Consider the following 21,914-nt stretch of genomic DNA (forward strand, 5'->3'; position numbering starts at 1 on the left):
CCGCGTCGTCAAACGCAAGATGTCCAACTACCGGCTCAAACGGGCCGAACACCACATCTGGCCCCAACCCACCCACACCGGCACCCGAGCCATCCGCATCCAACGACCCCAACCCGCAGACCCGTAAAGCAACAGCATTGGGTCTAAACCCTTTCGACATCACCTTCGACGGTCGCCTCTTGGCAGCCCGCCAGTAACCTTAACCGCCCCCAGTTACACCACGCGATTGACAGTCCCAATGTGAGACAGGGCCGAAAACTGTACAGACCCTTCGCGGTCGCTGTGGTCAGGCTCGGTCTCTACAGCGGGAGTTGTATGCCGAGCTCTTGCATGGCGGCCGAGGGCGGGCCGCCTTCGGAGCGTTCGGTCTTGTAGCCCTTGACGCGGGGTTGGAGGGTGCGGGGGTCGATAGCCTCGGCGGGGGCACTTTTGGCGTACAGGCCGTCCGGCTCTGTGTCGCGGTCGTGGGGCAGGAGCCAGAAGACGCGGCGGCGGAAGGTGCCCGACGCGCGGGAGGGTTTGGCGTCGGGGCCGAGGATGGCGTAGCCGACCATGCGGCCGTCGCGGTGGTAGGGCGGTTTGCCCCTGCGGGTGAGCAGGCGGTCCAGACTCTGGCGGACGTAGTCGAGCTGGTCGAGGTCCTCCAGCCACACGAATTCGGTCTCGTGGCTGATCTCGTCGGCGTCGATCAGGGAACTCATGCGCAGGTGTCCCTCTCCTCGTCGGTGAGCAGTCCGATACCCGGGTAGTACTTGCGCTGGTTGGAGACCTTCATCTCCTTCGGCGAGGCGAGCCCGACGAGTTCCCTCGTACGGGCGGCGAACGCACGCGAGGAGATGACCTGCGCGCCTTCATTGTGGCACCAGGATCGGTACGCGGCGTAGAGTGCCGTCTGTTCGGCCCGGAGGTCTGGGGAAAGAGAGCAGCATTCGTCGTAGAAGCGGCCGGTGTGGTCCTCGGTCTCGGCGTAGGCGGTCGTTGCGATGCGAACGCGTTCGGGACCGGTGAGGTCGCGGTCGCCTGCGAGGTAGCGGCGGGCGCCGTCGATGAGCCAGGCGAGGATGCCGGGGCCCTCTTCCATCACCAGGAGGTCGGCCAGGTTGTCGATTTTGCGGTCGTCGGAGACAACGCGCTCGAACGGGATCAGACGCATGCGGCGCCAGAACGCGAAGCCGCCGGTGCCGACCTCGGGTTTGTGGTTGCCCAGGAGCCAGAGCTTGTGGGTGGGCTGGAAGCTGAAGGGGTCTTGGCGCATGCGGCGGGCCTTGATGCGGTCGCCGCCGGTGAGGAGTTTGACGCGGGCTTCGTCGAATTTGTCGTTAGGTTTGATCTCTGAGCAGACGTAGACACGCCGGCCGTGGAGTTCGGCGAGGTCGGTGGGGTGGCCTTCGAAGGGCTTGGCCATGAGGAAGCCGGGCGGTGCGGCGTCCGCGTAGTCGCCGAGGAGCTTCATCAGCACGTCCAGCAGGACGCTCTTGCCGTTCTTGCCCTCGCCCCACAGGAAGGGCAGGACCTGGGCACCGACGTCGCCGGTGATCGAGTATCCGAGGAGCAGCTGCAGGTAGGCGACCATCTGCAGGCCTTCGGCATCCTCGCCGAACGTGTCGGTCAGGAAGCGCAGCCAGCGGGTGATGGGCATCTGCTGGGGGCCGACGGTGGTGGAACGGGAGTGGAAGTCCTTGTTCGGGTCGGGGGCACTGAGCATGCCGGTGCGCAGGTCGACGACGCCTTGCGGGGTGCACAGGGCGTAGGGATCGGCGTCCAGGCGGTCGGGTTTGAGAACCATGCCGGGCGCGGACTTGGCCTGGGAGAGCATGGCGTTCATGCCGGTGGTCGACATGGCACGGGTGCGGTGCTTGTGCAGGGCGGTGGTGGTGAACAAACCGCGCGGGTCGTGACTGGCGATGTTCTCGGCAAGGTCGCCGGCCGCCCACAAAATGGTGTCGTCTTCGTCGATCTGCCAGCGGGTGGTGTCCCACCGGTACCAGCCGATCTTGGGGACGTGGCGGTAGTCGTTGGCGTAAAGCTTGACGAAGAGCTTGGCGTTGCCGCGGTCTGTGAGGGTGTCGGGCAGCAGGCCGTTGGCAGTTGCTTCGCCGACAGGCCTGTGGGTGGCGGGACGTTCTGCAGCGGCTTGGACGGGGAGCGGTACGGCAGCGGCTTGGCTGCGGATCTGCTCGGCGACGGCTTCAGGGTCGAAGTCGAAGAGCGCCTGTGTCTCGTTACCGGGGGACGTCACGGGCGCCTCCCACTGGTGTAGAGCGGCTTTTGCAGGCCTGCGGTGAGACCGCTGCGGATGATCTGCTCGCTGCGCAGTTCCTGTCCCGGGCGAGCTGCGGCCGCGGCGTCTTTGAGGGCCTGCTCGGCCTCCTGGCGGTCGAGGCGGCCGGCGGCGACGAGGCCGCCGAGGGTGTAGGCGGCGCGATTGAGGATGTCGGAGAAGCCGGCGCCCTCGGCGATCTCCCCGCAGGCCTCGACAGGGGCGAGGATCGCAGCGAGAGTGCGTGCATTGCGGTCGCGTCCGCCGCCCGCGGCGAGGACCGCCTGCTGGGCACGCGGCGGGACAGGACGGGGAGCGGGGATGGTGGGTGCCGGCACGTGTGCGGTGCGGTCAAGTTCCTGGGCAAGCCAGAGGGGCAGGGGAGCGGGTTCGAGGGCCTTGCCGAGGGGGGTGTACGTGCCGTGCTGGGTGGTGGTGCCAGGGGCAACGATGTAGCTGCCGTGGGCGCGGATGTCGACCTGCCAGGCCAGGGCCCGGCCGGGACTGGAGCCGACCGAGGACAGCCAGCGGCGGTTGCCGGTGGCCCGGTACCACACGTGCAGCCCGCCGGAGGGGGTGCGGACGCGCAAGGTCGTGGTGTCCTCCGCGGGGCTTCGCTGGCCGCGGAGTGCGGCCAGGACAGCGAGGGTGTGGAAGCCGTTGGCGAGGCCGGTGAGATCGATCTGGTCGCCAATCGGAATGCCCGGCAGGATCCGGTCGCGTGCGGGCGGCTGGGCACCGTGGGCGTCGATGTCGATGACCACCAGGTTGGCGGGACCGCAGGAGACGCCGATCCCGAAGTGGGGGTGGCGTCCCCACCAGTCTCTGATGCGGTCCTGGTTGAGGGTGGCCGCATGGAAACTGTGGCACCAACGACCGGCTCGGATGCAGGCGCAGTCGGCTGGGGAGTGGGGGTGGTCACGGCATTGACCGCAGTTCGCGGCTGGCGTCTTCCGGCCCGCAGCGAGCGGGTGAACAGGCCAGCCGCGGCGGGCGCACCACTGCGCAGTCACCAAAGACGCAGCGACTGGATACGCCGCAACCGCGGGCTCTGTTGAGTCGCTGAGGGAAGACTGCAGCTCAGAAGGCACTTTGTCTCCCTCTCAGCGACCGAAGCGACTCAACGATGGACACAGACTAGCGAACGGGGGCGGTGTGGTCGTGCAGTACATGCGGAACATCGGTGACGCCGTGTCGACGGCAGGGGCGGGCGAGCATGCTGTGAGCGACCGAGCGGGAGGGGCAGCGACTGAAGCACCATGGGGCGCTACTCCTCCCTTTTTCACAAAGTGCCTGTCCAGGAGCCTACAGCGGAGCGAAAAGCGACTGAAGCGACTGAAGATGGCAGTCTATAACGCACACGTGCACAGCTAAGGGGTGCTCATATATGCCGAGCCCGAGTCGCTTCAGTCGCTCCCCTTGCGGGAACACCGGCTTGGCCTGCGGTTTTGTTGGCTCAGACCAGCAGTGACTGAACCCGGCGTTGGTCGCTTGTCGTTCAGTCGCTGCCCTGGTCTGGCACAGCTACCGAAGCGACTGGAGCGACCGAAGTTCAGACAAGCCCCGATGGGTCATGCCTGCAGGGCAGGCCGGTCTCAAACCCTTCTGGTCGACTGCCCCGGACGATCTGATCGGAAAGGGCACGTTGCGGAGACGCCGGCACTGCGGGAACCCATCCACAGGTCACTCCGAGTGGATCAACGGCTATGTCAGGCATCCACTGAACATTCGCGAAATATCCACATATCAGGGTCGCCACCGTCTCCGCCGTCAAGAGCGGCCCTGTTAGCCCTGCGGGCTGTATCCCGGTTCTGGTGGTGGTCAAAGAGGCAAATGATGCGGGCGCTGGGACAACTGTCGGCCAGTACGGCGATAGCCCGGGGGTCGCGTCCATAGGCTCTGCCAGTGAGGCGATGCGGAGCCGACGGGGCTTCCCCCTGGACTGAGTGGCCTCCGCAACGGAGAGGACATCCAACGTGCGGACGGTGCTGGATGACGAAGTCGACGTGTCCTACAGCCAGATCTACGTGAAAAGCGAGGACGCGTCCCCGTTCGGTGACATGGGGGACATGTTCGGCGGCCAATGCAATGGGCTGTGTGGTGCGGCCTGGCAGGGCACCCTGTGGTTGGTGACCGGACTGTTCTACGGCCGGGTCGGTTTCCGGGTCGAAGTGCACGACGAACGGCCGGATGTGGACGAGGGCTGGGAGGAGATCGTCGAGGCACCGTACCGTCCGGTAGGGAGCGCCTCGCTGGTGGAATGGGGAGGCGGGAACTCCTGGGACCTGGGTCTGGCGGATACGGACTACAGGGTTCGGTACTCGGCCTCTGGGATGGACCGCGCGGCCGACGCGCACAGTCGTGGCGACGATGAGCCGATGATCGACCGTTACCTGCTCCAGTTCTGGCCTTGCCCGCCGGAGCCGGACCGGGTGGTCAAGCAGACCAGCCCAGCTGCCGCCTACTGGCATAAGCACGTCCGCACGCTACCGCCCCCGGCACTGTCCGATCCGGACGAGGAGGTCCGGTGGAAGGCGGAATTGGACAGCTGGGGGGAGCTGGGGAAACGTATCGCGGCCGAGATGGCCGCCGAAGAAGCCGCCGAGGCCGCGCTGTGGGACGGCGCACTGCCCAGCCCGGCCCTGATGGGGGTGCGGGGGGAAGCCCGCGACTTGGCCTTGGCGGAACAGGAGTTGACCAGGGCACTCGTTGCCGTGGGCCCGGACAGACAGCGCAGGATCGCCGGCTGGGTGGCGCGCCGTGCCTACCAGGAGATCGGCATCGCCGAGCTGGACTGGGTGGCGCCCGCGCTGGATGCCGTGGAAGCAGGCGAGGCACTTCCCCCGCCTTTCGACTTGGTGGGCGGGGCCTGGAAACGGTTGCAGTCCGAACCCCGTGTGCCGCCGCGGATCGCGCCCATGTTGCGGGCCGGAGTCGACCAAGACTCCCCGGTGCGCCGGGCCGTGGGGACCCTCTATGCCGCGTTGCTACGTACTCCTCTCCACGCGGTGTTGGCCGCCTTGGCGGAGGCTGTCCAGGCGTTCGGCGCCGATGCCCGTTTCCCGCTGGCCGAGCTCAAGGAGCAGTTGGGCGTCGATTGAGATGGGGCGGGCGCGCTGTGGGACCCTTCCTCGTACCCACGTGCCGTACCGCCCGGCACTCCTCCGCGGCGTTCGGGTCACACAGTGCACGCCGGGTTCTGTCCCCGGTGGCTGGGGACATCTTTGGTGAAGCGATTGCGAAGACGGTCCGTAGACACATGTCCGGGCGCCGGGGTGGCGCCGGTCGCTACGGATGGTGTGACCCGTCGCGCTTCACCGGTCCCGACGAGGAGAGGCAATGGAGACAGTGGTGCCGAGCGTGCTGACCAACCTTGTCTACTGATTTCCTCGGATTGTTGCCGGCTGGTGGGTGAGGCTGAGTCCGGTGCCGGCAAGGCAGCCGTCGATGAGGTCTGGCCGTAACTGGATATGGCGAAGGCTGCGGCGGAGGGCGCGTTCGAGGTGGTCGTCGTCGGTGAAGGCGGTGTTGGCCAGTGGGCCGCGCCGTAGCAGCGACCAGACACCTTCCGCCGGATTCAAATCCGGTGCATAGGAAGGCAGTTGGACGATGGTGAGCCAGTCGTGTTCGTCCGCGTACTGGCGCATGCCGACGGCGAGATGGGTATTGAGATTGTTCCATACAAGCACGATCGAGGCCTTGGGCTGGAGGTGCGCGCGCACCTCCAGGTCGCGGTAGTCGCGCCAGGAGAAGCTGTCGCGCCCTTTGCCTTTGTGCTTGCGGTGGCGGCGCGGCCGGTGGATCAGCCGGGAGGTTCCTCCTTGCTTGTAGCAGCACATGGCGGCGATCGACCAGCGGCGCCAGGAGCGGGCGCGCACCCTACCCACCGGCGTGTGCTCACGTCGGCCCCAGGTGCGGGCCCGAGGCGGCGTCATGGAAAACCCCGCCTCGTCCTCGAAGACGATGCAGACCCCCAGCGCCGCCGCGGTCATTCCACCTGGGGCCACACATCCTTCTTCCACAGTTCGACCGCATGCTCGTCGCGTTCCAGCGCGCGGCGGGCCGGGCACTGCCAGGACCAGCCGTGCCGGTGCAGCAGCCGCCAGACGGCCGCCGAGGAGCAGTCGATGCCGAACTTCCAGGCGATCAGCGCTTGGACCCGCGACAGGGTCCACCGCTGGTCCTCCCAGCCGTGCTCGGCCGGCCCGAGGGCCAACTCTTCCTCCAGCACGATGAACTGACCGTCGGACACCTTGGGAAGTTTGGCTGGTCCCGTGGAGGCGAGAGCCTCCATCCCGCCCTCCTGCCAAGTGCGACGCCAGCCCTCCACCGACCGCTCACTCACCCGCAGACCCCTCGCGATCACCGCGGTTCTCTCACCGCGTGCGAACCGCTCACCTGCCTGGTACCGGATCCGCTCACGAAACTGCCGCCGCTCAGCGCAGCCCACCACCCTGCGCATACCGCATACCGCATACCGCATGCCACCGGCCTACCGCAGGGATCAGCGTCCGACAACAGTCCGAAGAGATCAGTAACTGGTCTCTCCCTACGGTTCGGCCCTGTCGTGTCCGGTTTGAAGTATCTTCCGGGGGAGCCAGCGACGGGCAGGTACTCGGTCTCCTGAACACGGCCGCTTGCAGGCCGAGCGCCCGGCACTGCTCAGGACTTCGCCGCCGCCGGGAACCTCGCAGGCCCCCGTTGGGGTGACCCGGAGGACGACCTGCCCGGCGATTTCGAGCACGCTCGCACCGTGCACTACGCCGCGACCCGCCGGCCGACGGACCCGCAGGAGTTCATTGCCGACCTCAAGCGGCGCATGACGGCCAGTCTGCACCGGCTCTGGTCTGCCCTGGCGGATGGTTCCGCGGGCGGGGTGAAGTTCACCACCCGCAAGGGTGAGCCGTGGATCGCTGGTGGCCGCGTACGAGCGCATCGACAGGCCCGGACAGGGCACGCCGAGACCAGCATGCCTGCGCTGCATCTGCGCCTGGACGCGAACAAACGCCTCGACCTGGGGCGCCCATCGCCAGGGGGGGGTGGACCGCGGTCTCCACCCCCCGCCCTCGCATCCCCACCCCGTGACCAGCCCGGAGGCCGATGGCAGGAGCGGGCATCGCGGCGAGGGTGGGGGGCATGACAGCGAACATCGTGATCATGCAGCTGGTGATCCTGGCCGTGGTGCTCGAGTCCGATCTCGGCCGCCGCAAGATCGGCTGGTTCCGGGTGGGACGGCCGATCATCGGCGTCGGCCTCATCGTGCCGTTCTTCTTCACCTCACTGCCCACCGGCGGCAACGACCTGCTACTTCAGAGCGCTGGCACGCTGGCCGGGGCAGCGCTCGGGCTGTTCTCGGTCTGCCCGCTGCTGGTGTCCGTCGACTACCATCCGGATTGGCGACGGCGCTGGCCGCGCACCTCGCGTACTCCGGGCAAACCCGCTGCGGTCAGCCGCTCGGGGGCTGGTTACGCGGCGGTCTGGATTGCTGTGACCGCCGCCCGGCTCGGCTTCGCCTACGGCGCCCAGCACATCTTTCCGGTTGGGCTCGGCGTGTTCATGACCACCCACCATCTGAGTGACACCGCTCTGACGAACGGCTTCATCTTCCTGTCTGTGAGCATGAGCCTGTTCCGCAGTCTGGGACTGTGGGTGCGAGGCCGCGCGTGCCGGGCCCGGGCCGTCCCGGTCGTGAGCGTCGCGCATACGGTGGGCGTTGCACGATGATCCTCATACCGCTGCTCATCCGGATCATCCGCACTGTCCGCGCGCTTCGGGCACGCTCCTCAGGCACGCAGTCCTGGGATAATCAGGACCGATGAGTATCACCCACAGGTTCAGGCCGGCCGCGGACCATCCCGGGATTGGGCTAAGCGGCATGATCCCCGACCCGCGGGCGCGCGTCGCGGTCATGCTGGCGGGGCTGGGGGTGTCGATCTGGATCAACGTCGTCACACTCCCCGCCGACCCGGGGATCGTGGCGCCCCTCGCTCTGGCCGTCGCGTCGCTGGCGTGGCTTGCCCTGATCGCCGGCACCCGCGGAGGCCACGTGGCCGTGGTCGCCGCGGTGATGTGCGCGGCCGGGGCGGTGATCGCCGTCACCGATACCAACGGGCTGATCTTCACCGGCGTCGCGGCGAGCATGGCCGCCGTCGCATTCGATCCGGTCGCCGCTCTCGTGCTGTCCACCGTCGGCCCCGTCGCCCACTGTCTCGCAGCGATCCCTCACGGGCCGTTTCCCGGGCGCCTACTGGCCACCGCCGCTGTGGCCCTCGCCGGACTGGTGGCCGGTGCGAGCCGACGCGAGATCGACCAGCGAGCCCGGCGCAGCACGCTGGTCGCCACGGAACGCCGGCGTACCGAGCTCGCTCGAGCCGAGGCGGAACTCGCCGGTGAGCGCAACCGTCTCGGCCGCGAACTGCATGATGTGCTCGCCCATACCCTCGGCGCCCTGTCGATCCAGCTCACCGTTATCGACACCCTCGCCCGCAACAACGCGCCGCGCGAGAAGCTCATCACACAGATCGAGCTCGGTCACGAGCTGGTCAGCACGGGCCTGGACGAGGCACGCCAGGCGGTCCTCGCGCTGCGCGGTGAGAGCGCACCGCTGGCCGCGCAGCTCGAACGGCTCTGCGAATTCCATCAGGCAGAGCTCGAGGTGGATGGTGGCTGGCATGAGCTCGAAGCCGACACCACGCTCACGCTCTACCGACTCGTCCAGGAAGCGCTGACCAACGCCGTCAGACATGCCCCCGGCGCGCGCGTGGGCGCGCGGGTCGGCTTCGGTCCGCGGGACGTGACCGTACGCGTCAGCAATACCAGACCCGCCCCGGGCCCGGACACACCCCCGACGCTGCGCGTGAGCGGCGGCGGTTTCGGGCTCCGGGGCATGAGGGAACGCGTCGAGCAGGCATGCGGCGATCTTCAGGCGGGTCCTACGCCCGACGGCGGATGGCAGGTCACCGCACGAATCCCCTACCGACAGGCCAACCCGGGCAACCGCAGCGACGGGAGTGACCGATGAGCCCCACACCGACCTTCGTGATCATCGCTGACGACCACCAGGTCGTCCGCGAAGGCCTGGCCACCATTCTCGGCGCCGTCGACGGGGTGCATGTCGCCGGGATGGCGGCGGACGGCGCGCAGGCCGTCGATCTGGCCGTCGAACATAAGGCCGACGTGGTCTTGATGGACCTTCACATGCCTGGCACTGACGGCGTCGAGGCCACACGCCGGCTGAAGACCGAGCGTCCGGCCACGGCCGTCGTGGTACTTACCACCTACACCGACGACGACTCCATCCTCGCCGCACTCGAGGCAGGCGCCACCGGGTACCTGACGAAGAACGCCTCCGCCGCGGATATCCACCGCGCCATTAAGGCCGCCGTTTCCGGCCACACTATGCTCGACCCGCTCGCCGCCGCCCGCCTGATCCACGCTAGCCGCCGCAACGACCCGGGCCACCCCGGGGAGGACGCCCCCCTCCCCGACGGCCTTACCGAACGTGAGGGCCAAGTGCTCAGCCTGATTGCGCAGGGACTGTCCAACGCGGAGATCGCCGCCAGGCTGTACCTGAGCCGCTCCACGGTAAAGAGCCACATCAACCATATCCTCACCAAGACCGGCAGCCGCGACCGCCCGCAGGCCATCGTGTACGCGCACCGGCATGGAATCCATACCGAGGAGGACTCAGCCCAGCGGAACACATGACGGGCCGGCCCCGTGAAGGCTTCAAGATCAACTAATTGCCCCTTTGACGCCTTACCAGTTCTCACACCCCTGGTAGCCGTTGACGTCCCGGATCATCCACGCGTGCTCATACGCCGCGTCTTCGGCCGATCGGCATCCGCGGCGGCCGGTTTCTCCAGCCCGACCACGTCCGCGACAGCGCAGGCGCTGGTAGCGGGGGCGCTGGCGGCGTACAACCGGCTGACCAACTCCTCCAGCTCCTGTTGCGGGCGGCCCGGCCGGTCAGTAGCTCGCGCAGTGACTCGGCCGCCACGACGGTGGACAACCCGTCGGAGCACAACAGATATCGGTCACCGGCTGCGGCCCCGTGCAGCGACAGGTCCGGCCCCTGTGGCGCAGACGGTCAACAGCGGACCCATACGTATGGGGCTGATGATTGGCGAACGAGAAGTCACGCTAAGGAGCGCGGGTGATGCGGCTTAGCGTGACTTCTCGTTTTTGAGCCACTGACCGGGTGTTTCATAGGTGTTCGCCTGTGAAGCGGCGCTACCGTCGCCGACCCCGACATGCTCGCCATGATCCTCCACCTGCGCGAGCAGGGCCTCAGCCTGCGCGACATGGCCGCGAAGCTCGTCATCACCACCGGCAAGAAGAAGGGCCAGCATCCCTCACCCGCCACCGTCATGCGCATGCTCCGCGAACACGACGAGGCAGGCCGCTACGACCGCTGGTTCGTGATCCACCTCTACTTTTCGGCTGGTGTCTCAGCCAGGACTCCAGGGCCGAGTTGCTTGGTGCGTCGTGCCTGTTCCTGAGCCCGACATGACAGGACGTCGGCTGTGACAAGGTCGGCGAAGGGCTCGTTGGGCTGGCATGAGTAAAGGCATGGCCAGGACGGCATGCGGGCTGGTCCGCGTCGGTGAGGATGTCAGCCATGGGTCCGCGCCTCACTGCATCCATGGCAGACACCTCAGGTGCTCAGGCCGGCGCTGGTCAGCCAGATGTGTTCGCAGGTCGCGGATGCCTCTTGCAGCTGCTCGCGGGACTCTTGCGAAGCGTGGTAGAAGGTCCGCTCGATCATCCAGCACAGGGCGCGTGCCATCGCTGAGGCCTGTGCTGGTTCGGTGCCAGCCTGGATGCCGGCTCGCTCCAGGACAGCGGTGATGGCCGTGACGAACAAGTCGGCTGTGTGCTTCCACAGTTCGCCGATCTCCGGAACGGTCAGCGACAGGTCGATGGCCGTGCGCATGATCAGGCCGTGCTCGTTCCACAGCTCGACCGTTCGTTGCATGGCTGCTGCGATGGCCTGGCGTGGATCGTCGGTCTGCGCGGTGGCCCGGGACCGTTCCCACAGGTGCTCGACGGTCCGCGCCACGAGTGCCGTGACCACTTCTTGTTTGGAGCCGAAGTAGAAGTACAGGGCGCCCCGTGTGATGCCAGCGCCCTGGGCGATGTCGCCGACGGTCATGGCGTCGTAGCCCTGTTGCGCGAGCAGGGTCGCGATCTGAGCCTCGCGCAGGCCCAGCAGTGGACCGAACTGAACACCGCACTACGCCAGATCGCCGGCGCAGCCGCCGCCCAGCAACTCGATCTGCCCGCCCGCCAGACCGCCCCCGCACGATCGAAGCCCCGCTACACTCCCGCCCCCTGGTCAGAGGTGTCGGGAGTGTAGTTGGCTGCCGGCATGTCAGGGGCGGTCTTGCCGGACCGCCCCTCCAACGAATGACAGTAGACGGTCTGCCACGGCCCATACTGCTCGGGCAGATCAGGCCAGGGCACCCCGGTACGGGCCCGGAACAACCCCGTTGACCACTGTGCGGTGATCGGCCCACTGCCCACCAGGATTGCCGTTGGCGGACAGTAACGGCTCGACCTTCTGCCATTGCACGTCCGTCAGTTCATGCCGCAGCACCATAAGACGCCCCTGCCCAGACGGAACACTGATCCACCCACGCAAGCAAGAGCCATCAGAAGCGCCCTAACCCCCAACCTCATCCATCCACGCCCCCCGGTCAGGACGAGGCTGTCGTCAAGGTCTGTAGTTCGGTGTCCGACAGATGCAGGTCCTGCGCGGCGAAGAGCGCCGGCAGCTGTTCGACGGTGCGTGCGGAGGCGATCGGCGCGGTCACGGTCGGCTGCTGCGCGAGCCAGGCCAGCGCCACAGTGGCCATCTCCACCCCCCGCGCCGTCGCGATCTGCTCCAGCGCGTTGAGTACCTTCACGCCGCGTTCAGTGTCCGCGTAGCCACCGGCGAGTCCGGGAAGGTTGCGCGCGTTCTCGACGCTCTTCCCGGGACGGTACTTGCCGGTGAGGAAGCCGGAGGCGAGTGCGAAGTACGGAACGCAGGCCAGCCCTTCGCGCTGCACGACCTCCCGGCGCGCACCCTCGTAGGTGTCGCGCGAGACGAGGTTGTAATGCGGCTGCAGAGCCACGTAGCGGGCCAGCCCTTCGCGATCGGAGAAGGCCAGTGATGCAGAAAGCCGTTCGGGGCTGATGTTGGAGGTCGCGATGGCACGCACCTTGCCAGCCTTCACGAGATCGTCGAGAGCGGTGATGATCTCATCTACGGGGATGGATTCGTCCCGGTCGAAATGAGTGTAGTAGAGATCGATGTGGTCGGTACGCAGCCGCCGTAGTGACTCCTCGGCAGCGGCCTTGATGTTGGCGGGTGCAAGGCCCATGAACTTCGGGTGGTCGCCGACCTTGGTTGCGACGACCACGTCGTCGCGGTTGCGTCGGGTGGCGAGCCAGTCGCCGATGATGCTCTCAGACTGTCCCGGCTCGTTGCCGGGAAAGTAATTCATGTACGAGTCGGAGGTATCGATGAAATTGCCGCCTGCGGCAAGGTAGGCGTCGAGTACCGCAAACGACTGGGTTTTGTCGGCGGTCCAGCCGAAGACGTTGCCGCCCAGGCAGAGACGGGAAACGAGGAGGTCGGACGAGCCGAGGGTGCGAAGTTCAGTCACGTCAAAACCAACGTGCGCCCGGTTGCCGGAAGTTCCGCGCGGGCCGCATCGCCGATTTCTGCGCGCGCACTTCAGAGCGGGCATCTGAGGAGTACTGCGATGGGCCCCGAGAAGCCGTGGACCACACGGTCCCGGCGCGCGCGGACTTCCTGCGTTCCTGCAAAGCCCCTGCCGGCATGACCTATGAAGATCCTCTGTCTTGAAGCCGCTGGTCACGGGGCTGATGTGAGTAGTTCCTCCACGACCCTCCCCTGCTCGTTCCCACGCTGGACCGCCTGAAGGACCTGGGGCCACTGCCCGACGACATCACAGTGCACTTGGACGCCGGCTACGACTCGGACAAGACCCGCACCGAACTCGCCGCCCGCCGCCTGCACGGCCGCATCGCGCACAGGGGACCGAGGCCATCGATGTCCTGGCCGCCGTCGCCCTGTACCCGGTCATGACTTTGGTGACAGTCGGGTGATCGGTGGCTGGCTGCCGAGCGCAGTGTGTCGGCGGACAGTGTTGTAGAAGTGGACCCAGGGCGCGAGTGCGTCGGCGCGTTCTGTAATGCTGGCAAAGACCTGGTGGTAGGCCCACTCGGCCTGCAGAGTCCGGTTGAAGCGTTCCACCTTGCCGTTGGTCCAGGGGCAGTGGGGACGGGTTCGTGGGCCCGCCGCAGCAAGGCTGCGGCCGCAGCCGCGATTGTTCCTCGATGCCACCGAGGACCTGGGCGCGAGCGTGGTCCCAGGCCAGCTCACCGAAGGGGACGCCGACGCGGTGCAGGTGCTTCCAGAACACGGTGATCCACCGATCAGTGCGTGAGTCGCGTACCCAGATCCGGGAGACGTTGTAGGGGTCGTAGTGGACCTCCCACAGGCCCTTCTTCGTCGTCACCCCAGACCGTTGACGGCGCAGGGGGTTCAACTCGGGGCTGTCGTAGGTGCGGTGCTTGATGCGGATTCCGTAGGCGTTGATCGCTTGCCAGCGCGCGGGCAGCAACTCGACGTAGTCCTCGCCGCTGAGCGGCACTGGCACGTATCCGCAGGACTCGAGCAGCGTGGCGTACTTCTCGTTCGGCGAGAACGCCCGCGCCGGTGCGTCCGGGTCGCGCAGAGAGTCGTGGGGCCTGGTCTGCCAGACGGCAATGATCCACTCGTCGAGAAGGTTCTGAAGTTCGGGCAGCGACCACAGCGGCCCGCCTTCCAGGCCTCGGCCGCGGCGGTCCGTCGTCGAGCCGGTGTATCCCGCGACGAACTGGGCGAACAACGTGGCCACGGAGCCCAGGGTCTTCTCGATCGTGCCCTTGTCGGTCGGCGTCGCCTTGTGCGCTGCTTGCAGGTTGATGCCCAAATGGCGGCAGGACGCGCGGAAGGCGTGCAAGATGAAGACGCTGCCGTGGTCGCAGACGATCGTCTCCGGCACGGTCACCGGGCGAGCGGCCGCGTGTTCCAGGCGCTTGTCAATGCTCAGCAGCCGCCGGTGCGGCAACCCTGACCGAGACAACCGCAAAGCTTCCGCCCAGCCAGGACGCATCGCCTCAGGGGTAACACTGCGTAGCCAGTAGCGTGGAGGCGTCCGCAGCCTTTGTGGAGGGCCGCAGCACAGCTGCGGTGATCGATCTGGTGGCGATGTCGACATGCCCGTCAGCTCGACCTTCTCGGCGACACCGTCATCCAGTCTCAGTTTGTCGAACAGCCGGTAGAGCGTAGTCCGAGACGGCAGCTCAACCTTGGCGGTCCCCTCCCTGTGGGACAGAATCTGTTGGGTCCGCCAGAGAGTGAAGCCGATGGTCCTCGACGACGCGTGGGCGGTCTCGGCGATCGCCTGCCGTATCGCCTCCACCACAACAGGGTCGGCCTGGCCGAAGGCATGCATCTGCTTGGCCGACCGGCCGTCCGCCAGCCCGACCAGCCCGTCCCGCTGGTAACGCTGGCGCCGTTGCTTGATGCCGCTGGACGGCCCGCCGCCGTCAGCTCGGCAGCCTTGGCCCGCTCGCGCTGGGCCAGCGAGTGCCGTTTCGGGTCGAATCCCGGCCGCGGCTTGGTCCCTTCCGGAGCATCGGGCGGCAGACCGTGCAGGACCTCCAGGCTGTGCCTCTCCCACCAGCGGGCCTGCTCGGCGGCAGCCTCGGGGAACTCCGCGATCCGGGAGCTCGGCGGCAACCGCCTCTTGCCGGTCACCGGTCAGCTCCACTGGCCAAGTGCACGATCGTGCGAGCTCCCAGCAATTCGACCGTCATGTCCTCGGCGGTCAGCACATGAAGCCAGAGGAGGTGGAACAGCACCGGCAGCGTCGACAGCCGGTCCCCTGCCGTATCCGCCCCCACGATCAGTGGCCCCGGGGTTGAGAGGACCTCCCGGAGCCTGGCCGCGGCCGGGTCGTGCAGACACCGCGGGTGCCGGTAGCGCGACAGCCACCGGATATTCGCGAGCAGCACCGCGTCCGGTATCCCCAGCCGGTCGAACCTCCACCCGGCCTGGGCACAGACCAGGCGCGTCACCTCGAATGCTTCGGCGTCCTTCGGCTCGATCCGCTCGTCCGCACGGACATCGGCGACCATGGCGGAGCCGTCCGCGCGGCGCACGAAGTAGTCCGGGGCGTGCCGACGCTCCCGCTCGCCGTCATGCCAGTGCAGCCAGAACGGCTGCGAGCTGATCCCCACCACGCTTGGGTCGAAGTCCATGAGCAGCAGCCGGTCCCACTCCAGCCACGACTCGAAGCCGACGTGCCGCCCGGTCGTCGCCGCCCAGTACCAGCCCGGGAAGTGACGCTCACCGCGCGACCAGCGAAACGTACGTACCGGAGCGACATCCTCGAACCGGCCCGTCAGGCACTCCCGCAGCGGACGCCGACAGTGCCCGTGTACCGCGTCCACGTACAACAACTCGACGCACGGCCCTGCCTGATCCACCCCAGCGGGTACAGCCATCCAGCACCCCCAGCGCGCTCAACCGCGCGACTAGGTTCGCTGAGACAGAAGCCCGAACGACTCGGTTCGTTGAGAAAACGACTCGACTGAGTGAGACGGGACACGGGTTCTCTGACGCGGCTTGGGTCTGGCCGCACCTTCTCGAGGGTGATTACGGCGTAATCACAGAAGCGCCTCCCTATGGCCCTGGCCTGTGCCAGTGGGCAGTTGTCCGTGCCGCTGCACTGCGCGTATTTCTTCCTTGCTGGCCCGCCCGGAGTTGAGCTGTTGCAGGGCTGCATCTTGCTGGTCGACGAGATGGATGAGAGGGTCTGGGGCTTCGCCAAGGGCAGCAAGTGAAGTGTTCAGCGGGCCTCGGCTGACTCGTCAACCGCAGCCGTGTGCTGCAGCACGGTCAGTGAACCTTCCTGGTGAGCGATCATGGCGAAGGAGAATCGGTCCGCCTCCAGGCACAGATCGACGTCGTCGGGATGAACACCCTGGTATCCGCGTCACACGCCGTCTGCGAGTTCGTTGGAGGCCGGGAGATTCTCGCTTGGAGGAGATAGGGGGTCACGGCGGCATCGGTGCCAGCGAGGTGCTGACTGATGTACTGCGCGCAGGCGAGATCCTCAGTGGCCTTGCCGCCGTCACCGGTCACCACGAATGTCACCTGCTCGCAGCCCCCGCCCTGGACAAAGCGTGCTGTCGCGCGTGCCACGACGAAGCTCGCGCACAAGACCAGCGGCGCATTCGCGACGGCCAGTGCGCCCACGGTTCCGGCCGTCGTCTTCTGCACCACTGTGCGACCGGTCAGATCGAGCGACCTGATGAGACCAGGTGAGTTCACCGTGGCGAAGCCCGGTGCTGGGGCGCCGTCCTTCACGGCCAGCCACTGCGGATGGCTCTCCTTCAAGGCGAGTGCCTCCGTGTCAGACGCAGCGAGCACGATTTTCTCGGCGCCTCGTGAGAAGGCCCAGGCTGTGACGGTGAAGGCCCGCATCACGTCTACGACGACCGCGACGCGCGGCACGTCAGTCAGTTCCGGAATGCCGACGAAACGATGGTCCATCTCGTCATTCTCGACGAGGCCGTTCGGCTGGGGCCTTGGTAGCCGCAGATGGTCAGGCCGCTGCGCTCCCGGGCCGGCCGTGGGGCGTGCCAGCGGCAGACGGCGTGACGTTTTCACAAGAGGCGGCAGGCCGGGCGCGGAGGGCTGCTCGAGGTGTCAGTGCGGCAGCGTGCTCTCGTCCTACTCGATTAGTGGGCTCTGCGTTGGCATATGGTCGCGCCAGCCGTTGAGGGTCGGACCCTTGCATGGGTCCGACCCTCAACGGGAGGTGATTCGCGGCTTAGCCAGCTTCTGCTTGCTCGATCGCGGCTTCCGCGAGTTCACGGAGCCAGACTCGGTCGCGTCGCAGCGCCACCTTGTTGAGGGCTCGTAGGAGGGTGAAGAAGGTTTCGTCTTCCCTGATTCTCTGGTCCAGAAGCACGGCGAGTTGCCCGGGGTGGTCATAGGGCATCAGCCGGGGTTCCTTCTCAGAACCCGGCTTTCGACGGTGTTGAGTATGAGAGTCGGCGCGTGGTTCAGGGATCGTTTCCGGTGCTGCGGTGGTTGCAGCGGGCTGCTGTGAGACGTCGGCGGGGCCTGCCGGTCGCGGGGTAGCTGGCCTTGCCGGGCTCTGGACCGAGGTCGTGGGGTCTGCCGCTTCTGCGTGAGTGATTACGGCGTAATCACTGGAGTCCACCTCTGTGTGGCCTTGCACTGCGTCAGCGGGTGGTTGTTCCTGCCGCTTCGCTGTGCGTGCTTCTTCCTTCCGGGCACGCTCGGCTTTGAGCTGTTCTAGGGCTGCTTGTTGCTGGTCGACGGGCTTGTTGCCGACGGCGCGGAGCAGGTCGATGGGTTCTTCGCCGATGCGGGCCTGGAGTTCGGGTGCGAGGTGGAGCAGGGCGAGGCGTTGGGAGATCCAGCCCTGGGAGCGGTGGAGTCGTTTGGCGAGGGCTCGTTGGCTGCCGTAGAGGTCTAGCAGGCGTTGGAGGGCGCGGGCTTCGTCGAGTTCCTCGAGGTCTTGTCGGTGGATGTTGGCGACGAGGGCGGATTCGAGGAGTTCTTCGGGTGTGGTGCCCTGGTCGTCGCTGACCATGACCTTGATGGTGGGGAGGTCGGCTTCGCGGGCGGCGGCGAGGCGGCTGCTGCCGTCGACGACGACGTGGGTGGTGTCGGGTTCGAGGTCGGCTTCGCGTTCGGGGTTGGCCTTGAGGTAGGCGTCCCGGTTCATGACCGTGATGGCCTGCTTCTGGCCGTGGGTCTTCAGGCTGCCCGCGAGGTCGGTGAGGTCGCCGAGTCTGGAGCGGGGGTTGTCGGGGTTGGGGCTGATCCGGTGGACGGGGAGTTCGGTGGGTGGGGCGATTCCGTCGGTGGGGACGCCGGTGGCGGCGGCGACGGCCTGGCGGCGGGCGCTGACCGGGCGCACTCCCCCACCGAAGCGCCCGGCACCGAGCTGGTCGGCCTTGCTCACGAGACCTCCCGTGCCAGGGCGCGCATGCCTACCGCCTGCTGCGACTTGGGGGCGTAGGACAGCAGGGGCTGCTTCACGCGGACAGCTTCCTTTTGTTCCTTGAGGTCTCCGATGAGTCCGACGACCCGCGGATCCTTTATGTCGACCCAGCCCTGGAGGGATGAGGTGGCGATGTATCCGCGGCGGGAGTCGTAGAGGTTGACGACGATGCCGAGGTAGTCGATGTCGACCTGGAGGTCGCCGCGCAGGTCGTCGATCTGGGTGGTGAGGAGCTCGTAGGCGTCGGCGGAGCTGTCCTCGGCCTGGACGACGATGAGAGCGCCGGACTGGCCGGGCTTTTCGCCGTCGCGGCGGCGGCCGTAGTAGGCGGCGGCGTCCATGGAGAGGCCGAGGCTGGGCGGGCAGTCGACGATGATTACGTCGTAATCAGCTTCGAGGGGAGCCAGCGCCCGCTCGAGGGCGGCCTCCCGGGCCCGTACGGCGGACAGGCGTACGTCGAGGAGGAAGGCGTCGTTGCAGGCGGGCAGGAGGTGGAGGCGGCTGTCGAAGGTGTCGTCGTCGACGGAGACGATGAGGTCGCGGAGGTCGCCCTTGGGGTCGCCGGCCATGTGGTTGGTGAGGCTGTCGCCGTTCATCGGCAGCGGGCTGCCGCCCAGTTGATTGGTGAGGTGACACTGCGGGTCGAAGTCCACGAGGAGGACGCGCAGTCCGAGGCCGGGAAGGTTCTCGACGTCGAGGGGGGCGCTGTCGGGTTCGGTGTCGTCGTGGGATTCGCTGGCGCGTAGGGCTTTGGTGAGGGCCTTCGCAACGCGCACGGGGTGCACGCGGTTGGGGTCTTCGGCGAGTGCTTCGCCGAGGCCTGCGGTGACGGCGGTCTTGCCGACGCCGCCCTTCTGGTTGCAGACGATGATGCGGCGGGTGATCGTGGGGCGTTCGATGTCCGGGGCGGGGTTGGCGTCGAGCCACAACTGGACGGACTGGGCCAGGCCTTGGATGAGAGAGACGCGCCGGTCCGCGGCGATGCGGCGGAACTCCTCCCACTTGCCGGATGGGAGGAAGGTGGAGAACGAGTCGGCGCTGGCGGTGTCGATGGTGGCAGGGGTGGCCGCCAGATCGCACCAGTCGCTGATGCCCTGTTCCACGGCGGCCTGGATCTCGACGCCGTGCTGGGCGGCTCTGATTTTGAGGTTCTGCCGGAGCCATCCCGGCAGCTTGGAGACGACCTTCTCGCGGTCGCTGGAGGTGGCTGGCGAACTCATGGAGGAAACCATACTAACGCGCTAGATCATCTACACCATCGACACGTTAGCTAAACCAACTTGATGATGGCAGCTTGTCCTGTTCAGCCGATTATGGCGAAATCACCCGGCTCCCGCTACAGGCGCTCCCCCATCGACCGCGTAGATACAGCACGTTGACCGGAGAATAAGTTCGCCTCTCCCCACTCCCAGGGTTTCCCTCTCATCCCTCTCCCGTCCCGTTGATGAGCCGCCTCCTTGTCCGGCGCATCGCCAGGCCCGCGCTGCCATGGGAGCCCCTGCCAGGAGCCCCTGCCAGCGCGATGGTTGCGGCCCCCGAGACAGCCAGCACCTGCCGCAGCCGCCCTACCCGCTGGTGAGGGAGCTGGCCGGGGACGGGGTGCCCGTCACGGTTGCGTGTCGGGTGCTGAAGCTCGCCAGACAGCCCTACTTCCGCTGGCTGGACCAGCCGATGCCCGACGCCACGCTGGAGGAGGCATACCGCGCGAAGGCGCTGTTCGACGCGCACCGCGACGACCCGCATTCGGCTACCGCTTCCCGGCCGACGAAGCGCGCGGCGCCGGGGCGGTGATGGCGGACCGGACTGCCTGGCGGATCTGCCGGGACAACCGCTGGAGAAGCGTGTTCGGCAAGTAGCGCGCCAAGGGAAAGAAGGCCAGCCCGCCGGTGCATGACGATTTGGTCCGCTGTAGCTTCACCGCCCACTCGGCGAACCGGCTGTGGCTCGCCGACATCACCGAGCATTCCACCGCTGAAGGCAAGCTCTTCCTCTGCGCGATCAAGGACGTTTTCAGCAACAGAATCGTGGGCTACTCCATCGATGGGCGGATGAAGTCCCGCCTGGTGGACACCAGCCGAGGTCTTCGAAGAACAGCTACGCTCGCTACAACAGCCCAGTGTTGCAACGACCAGTTGAACTCACCCAGTTCCGCTCACGGAAGTTCGTGTCCGTTCTTGCAGGTCACGGCCTGTTCGGCTCCATAGGTCCGGGCGAGCACCGGTGGTGGCCGCGAGGATCGTGCAGATCCCAGCCGAGACGGCAGCGAGGAGCGGCGTGGTTCCCGTGGTCGGCGCCCTGTCGGAGTAAGGCCCTTGCCCCGTCCTGGTCGCCCGTCCTCTTTCGCATCATGGCCAGGTAGCACAGGGCATCGGTGTTGCCGTGGTCGACGGCCTGCCGAGCCAGGGTTTCCGCGCCCTCCCGGTCCCCGGCCCCCTCCCGCATCCCAGCCAGGCGCACAAGGGCGTCGGCGTCGCTGTGCCCGACGGCCTGCCAAGCAAGAGCCTCTGCCTCGTCCCAGTCCCCGGCCTCCTCCCGCATCACGCTCAGGTCGATCAGGGCCTTGGTGTCGCCATGCTCGGCGGCGTGCCGCAGGAGAGTCTCCACACTGTCCCTATCGCCAGCCCTCTGGCGAGGGGAGTCCGGGGGGTGGTGCGGCGCAGGGGTGCCTGCTTGCCATGGGCCTGCTCGGCGAGTTTGGTGGAGGCCTGTTAGGCCCAGCTGCCAGCACGAGCTGTTCGTAGTCGTCATCGCTGAGGTAGTCGGTGGCGGCCGCGGTCAGGAAAGCCTGGGAAAGGTAGAGGCCGACACCAAGCCGGCGGGCGTCCATCGCCGCTTCCAGCACGTCACGCGCAGCCGGCAGACGAGGTTGTTCAAAGCAACGCAGGAGTTCGGGATCTCCGGCCACGGATGCGATCCCAGGAGAGGGCACCGACCCTGAGGCCGACGGTGTCCGACCACCACCCGCAGCCGGGGCGTTCGCAACGGACAGTTGATTCTGGCAGGCGGACTTTGTCCTGTCAGAGTCAACCGACGTGCCGCGTCCATGTCGCCTGGGCCACTTCCACCTCGTACGGCACCGTCCACGGCTCGAAGCCGTCGCGACGGCAGGTGAGGACCAGGCGCATCGGTTTGCTTAAAGGTCCTTTTCTCCTTTTGTTTCATCCCGGTATGCGAATTTGATCCGATGATGTCGGGTCGTGCCAGGAGACGGTGCACTCTCCGGTGAGGCGGCGTGCCATCAGGTCGGTCATGGCCAGGTGGATCATGGCTTCCGAGCGGTGCGGATGGGCTTCGTAGTCACGCGCCAGACGCCGGTGCAGCATGAGCCCCCCGTAGGTCCGCTCGACCGTCCACCGTTTCGAGATCGGGGCGAATCCCCTGGTCCCATGTGTGCGTTGGACGATTTCGAGGTTGATGCCGAGGGTGGCGGCGTGTACGACGAAGTGCTTGCGGTAGCCGCCGTCGACCCAGACCTTGCGCAAGGTGGGGTGGTCGGCGGCCACCTGTCCGAGCAAGGTGCGGCCAGCGGTGAAGTCCTGGACGGCGCTTAC

General features: G+C 67.1%; 15 protein-coding genes and 8 pseudogenes. 8 read left to right on the plus strand and 15 right to left on the minus strand.

Annotated features, from left to right (window positions below; all coding sequences use genetic code 11):
• Positions 1 to 299: 299 nt before the first annotated feature.
• The 3 genes from AQJ54_RS40090 to AQJ54_RS40100 are packed head-to-tail and all read right to left on the minus strand — an operon-like array spanning position 300 to position 3,273.
• A complete protein-coding gene (locus AQJ54_RS40090; protein ID WP_062246202.1) occupies positions 300 to 701 on the minus strand; it encodes a DUF6009 family protein in 402 nt (133 codons plus the stop codon).
• Positions 698 to 2,239: a DNA primase family protein gene (locus AQJ54_RS40095; RefSeq protein ID WP_062246203.1), complete on the minus strand. Its 1,542-nt coding sequence runs from the start codon at positions 2,237 to 2,239 to the stop codon at positions 698 to 700. The genes AQJ54_RS40090 and AQJ54_RS40095 overlap by 4 nt, the downstream gene beginning before the upstream one ends.
• A complete protein-coding gene (locus AQJ54_RS40100; RefSeq protein WP_062246205.1) occupies positions 2,236 to 3,273 on the minus strand; it encodes a bifunctional DNA primase/polymerase in 1,038 nt (345 codons plus the stop codon). The genes AQJ54_RS40095 and AQJ54_RS40100 overlap by 4 nt, the downstream gene beginning before the upstream one ends.
• A 972-nt stretch (positions 3,274 to 4,245) precedes the next feature.
• Here AQJ54_RS40100 and AQJ54_RS40105 point away from each other — a divergent pair.
• Positions 4,246 to 5,361, plus strand: coding sequence for a hypothetical protein (locus AQJ54_RS40105; protein ID WP_159055629.1), 1,116 nt, complete (start codon positions 4,246 to 4,248; stop codon positions 5,359 to 5,361).
• A gap of 276 nt (positions 5,362 to 5,637) precedes the next feature.
• Here AQJ54_RS40105 and AQJ54_RS47905 read toward each other — a convergent pair.
• Positions 5,638 to 6,729: pseudogene (locus AQJ54_RS47905) on the minus strand (IS630 family transposase).
• A 667-nt stretch (positions 6,730 to 7,396) separates the two neighbouring features.
• On the opposite strand from AQJ54_RS47905, the gene AQJ54_RS40120 reads away from it, so the two are divergent.
• The 4 genes from AQJ54_RS40120 (at position 7,397) to AQJ54_RS47140 (ending at position 10,761) form a co-directional block, all read left to right on the plus strand.
• Entirely contained in the window at positions 7,397 to 7,984 is a 588-nt protein-coding gene (locus AQJ54_RS40120; protein ID WP_062246211.1) for a hypothetical protein, read from the plus strand.
• A gap of 151 nt (positions 7,985 to 8,135) precedes the next feature.
• The gene (locus AQJ54_RS40125; protein ID WP_062246212.1) at positions 8,136 to 9,281 is read left to right on the plus strand and encodes a sensor histidine kinase; all 1,146 of its coding nucleotides are present in this window, start codon (positions 8,136 to 8,138) and stop codon (positions 9,279 to 9,281) included.
• Positions 9,278 to 9,967 (plus strand): response regulator, encoded by a 690-nt coding sequence (locus AQJ54_RS40130; protein ID WP_062246214.1) that lies wholly within the window; start codon positions 9,278 to 9,280, stop codon positions 9,965 to 9,967. The genes AQJ54_RS40125 and AQJ54_RS40130 overlap by 4 nt, the downstream gene beginning before the upstream one ends.
• 545 nt (positions 9,968 to 10,512) lie before the next feature.
• Positions 10,513 to 10,761, plus strand: coding sequence for a hypothetical protein (locus AQJ54_RS47140; protein ID WP_062246216.1), 249 nt, complete (start codon positions 10,513 to 10,515; stop codon positions 10,759 to 10,761).
• A 155-nt stretch (positions 10,762 to 10,916) separates the two neighbouring features.
• Here AQJ54_RS47140 and AQJ54_RS40140 read toward each other — a convergent pair.
• The 3 genes and pseudogenes from AQJ54_RS40140 to AQJ54_RS40145 form a co-directional block, all read right to left on the minus strand.
• Positions 10,917 to 11,441, minus strand: a pseudogene (locus tag AQJ54_RS40140) (TetR/AcrR family transcriptional regulator); the annotation flags it as partial.
• 233 nt (positions 11,442 to 11,674) lie between these two features.
• Positions 11,675 to 11,861, minus strand: a pseudogene (locus AQJ54_RS47145) (transposase); the annotation flags it as partial.
• Between the two features lie 97 nt (positions 11,862 to 11,958).
• Positions 11,959 to 12,912: an aldo/keto reductase gene (locus AQJ54_RS40145; RefSeq protein WP_062246220.1), complete on the minus strand. Its 954-nt coding sequence runs from the start codon at positions 12,910 to 12,912 to the stop codon at positions 11,959 to 11,961.
• Between the two features lie 239 nt (positions 12,913 to 13,151).
• Here AQJ54_RS40145 and AQJ54_RS44460 point away from each other — a divergent pair.
• A pseudogene (locus AQJ54_RS44460) lies at positions 13,152 to 13,316 on the plus strand (IS5/IS1182 family transposase); the annotation flags it as partial.
• A gap of 36 nt (positions 13,317 to 13,352) precedes the next feature.
• Here AQJ54_RS44460 and AQJ54_RS44465 read toward each other — a convergent pair.
• The 3 genes and pseudogenes from AQJ54_RS44465 to AQJ54_RS40155 all read right to left on the minus strand — a co-directional run.
• Positions 13,353 to 13,556 (minus strand): annotated as a pseudogene (locus AQJ54_RS44465) (integrase core domain-containing protein); the annotation flags it as partial.
• A gap of 202 nt (positions 13,557 to 13,758) precedes the next feature.
• Positions 13,759 to 14,772 (minus strand): annotated as a pseudogene (locus tag AQJ54_RS47150) (integrase); the annotation flags it as partial.
• Positions 14,773 to 15,073: 301 nt separating this feature from the next.
• On the minus strand, positions 15,074 to 15,826 hold the full coding sequence (locus tag AQJ54_RS40155) for a TnsA-like heteromeric transposase endonuclease subunit (protein ID WP_062246225.1): 753 nt from the start codon (positions 15,824 to 15,826) through the stop codon (positions 15,074 to 15,076).
• Between the two features lie 180 nt (positions 15,827 to 16,006).
• Between AQJ54_RS40155 and AQJ54_RS45910 the strand changes: the two genes are divergently transcribed.
• Complete coding sequence (locus tag AQJ54_RS45910; protein WP_159055630.1) at positions 16,007 to 16,165, plus strand: hypothetical protein; 159 nt, start codon at positions 16,007 to 16,009, stop codon at positions 16,163 to 16,165.
• 5 nt (positions 16,166 to 16,170) lie between these two features.
• Here AQJ54_RS45910 and AQJ54_RS40160 read toward each other — a convergent pair.
• The 3 genes and pseudogenes from AQJ54_RS40160 to AQJ54_RS40170 form a co-directional block, all read right to left on the minus strand.
• Positions 16,171 to 16,877 (minus strand): annotated as a pseudogene (locus tag AQJ54_RS40160) (2-phosphosulfolactate phosphatase).
• A gap of 280 nt (positions 16,878 to 17,157) precedes the next feature.
• Positions 17,158 to 18,324: a ParB/RepB/Spo0J family partition protein gene (locus tag AQJ54_RS40165; protein ID WP_062246227.1), complete on the minus strand. Its 1,167-nt coding sequence runs from the start codon at positions 18,322 to 18,324 to the stop codon at positions 17,158 to 17,160.
• Complete coding sequence (locus AQJ54_RS40170; protein ID WP_062246229.1) at positions 18,321 to 19,583, minus strand: ParA family protein; 1,263 nt, start codon at positions 19,581 to 19,583, stop codon at positions 18,321 to 18,323. The genes AQJ54_RS40165 and AQJ54_RS40170 overlap by 4 nt, the downstream gene beginning before the upstream one ends.
• A gap of 403 nt (positions 19,584 to 19,986) precedes the next feature.
• Between AQJ54_RS40170 and AQJ54_RS46510 the strand changes: the two genes are divergently transcribed.
• Entirely contained in the window at positions 19,987 to 20,154 is a 168-nt protein-coding gene (locus tag AQJ54_RS46510; RefSeq protein ID WP_211278641.1) for a hypothetical protein, read from the plus strand.
• 390 nt (positions 20,155 to 20,544) lie between these two features.
• Here AQJ54_RS46510 and AQJ54_RS40180 read toward each other — a convergent pair whose 3' ends face one another.
• Together AQJ54_RS40180 and AQJ54_RS47690 are read right to left on the minus strand one after the other, a co-directional pair.
• Positions 20,545 to 20,967 carry a hypothetical protein gene (locus AQJ54_RS40180; RefSeq protein WP_062246231.1) on the minus strand — a complete coding sequence of 141 codons (423 nt, stop codon included), beginning with the start codon at positions 20,965 to 20,967 and terminating at the stop codon, positions 20,545 to 20,547.
• A 554-nt stretch (positions 20,968 to 21,521) separates the two neighbouring features.
• A pseudogene (locus AQJ54_RS47690) lies at positions 21,522 to 21,911 on the minus strand (transposase); the annotation flags it as partial.
• Positions 21,912 to 21,914: the final 3 nt, after the last annotated feature.

The sequence above is a fragment of the Streptomyces griseorubiginosus genome (assembly GCF_001514195.1).
In the GTDB taxonomy this organism is placed as follows: Bacteria; Actinomycetota; Actinomycetes; order Streptomycetales; family Streptomycetaceae; genus Streptomyces; species Streptomyces griseorubiginosus.

What these genes read in the sequence shown, in the direction of transcription:
- AQJ54_RS40090 (WP_062246202.1), bottom strand. Translation starts at nt 701, where the DNA reads ATGAGTTCCCTGATCGACGCCGACGAGATCAGCCACGAGACCGAATTC.
- AQJ54_RS40120 (WP_062246211.1), top strand. Translation starts at nt 7,397, where the DNA reads ATGACAGCGAACATCGTGATCATGCAGCTGGTGATCCTGGCCGTGGTG.
- AQJ54_RS40125 (WP_062246212.1), top strand. Translation starts at nt 8,136, where the DNA reads ATGATCCCCGACCCGCGGGCGCGCGTCGCGGTCATGCTGGCGGGGCTG.
- AQJ54_RS40130 (WP_062246214.1), top strand. Translation starts at nt 9,278, where the DNA reads ATGAGCCCCACACCGACCTTCGTGATCATCGCTGACGACCACCAGGTC.
- AQJ54_RS47140 (WP_062246216.1), top strand. Translation starts at nt 10,513, where the DNA reads ATGCTCGCCATGATCCTCCACCTGCGCGAGCAGGGCCTCAGCCTGCGC.
- AQJ54_RS40155 (WP_062246225.1), bottom strand. Translation starts at nt 15,826, where the DNA reads ATGGCTGTACCCGCTGGGGTGGATCAGGCAGGGCCGTGCGTCGAGTTG.
- AQJ54_RS45910 (WP_159055630.1), top strand. Translation starts at nt 16,007, where the DNA reads ATGGCCCTGGCCTGTGCCAGTGGGCAGTTGTCCGTGCCGCTGCACTGC.
- AQJ54_RS40170 (WP_062246229.1), bottom strand. Translation starts at nt 19,583, where the DNA reads ATGAGTTCGCCAGCCACCTCCAGCGACCGCGAGAAGGTCGTCTCCAAG.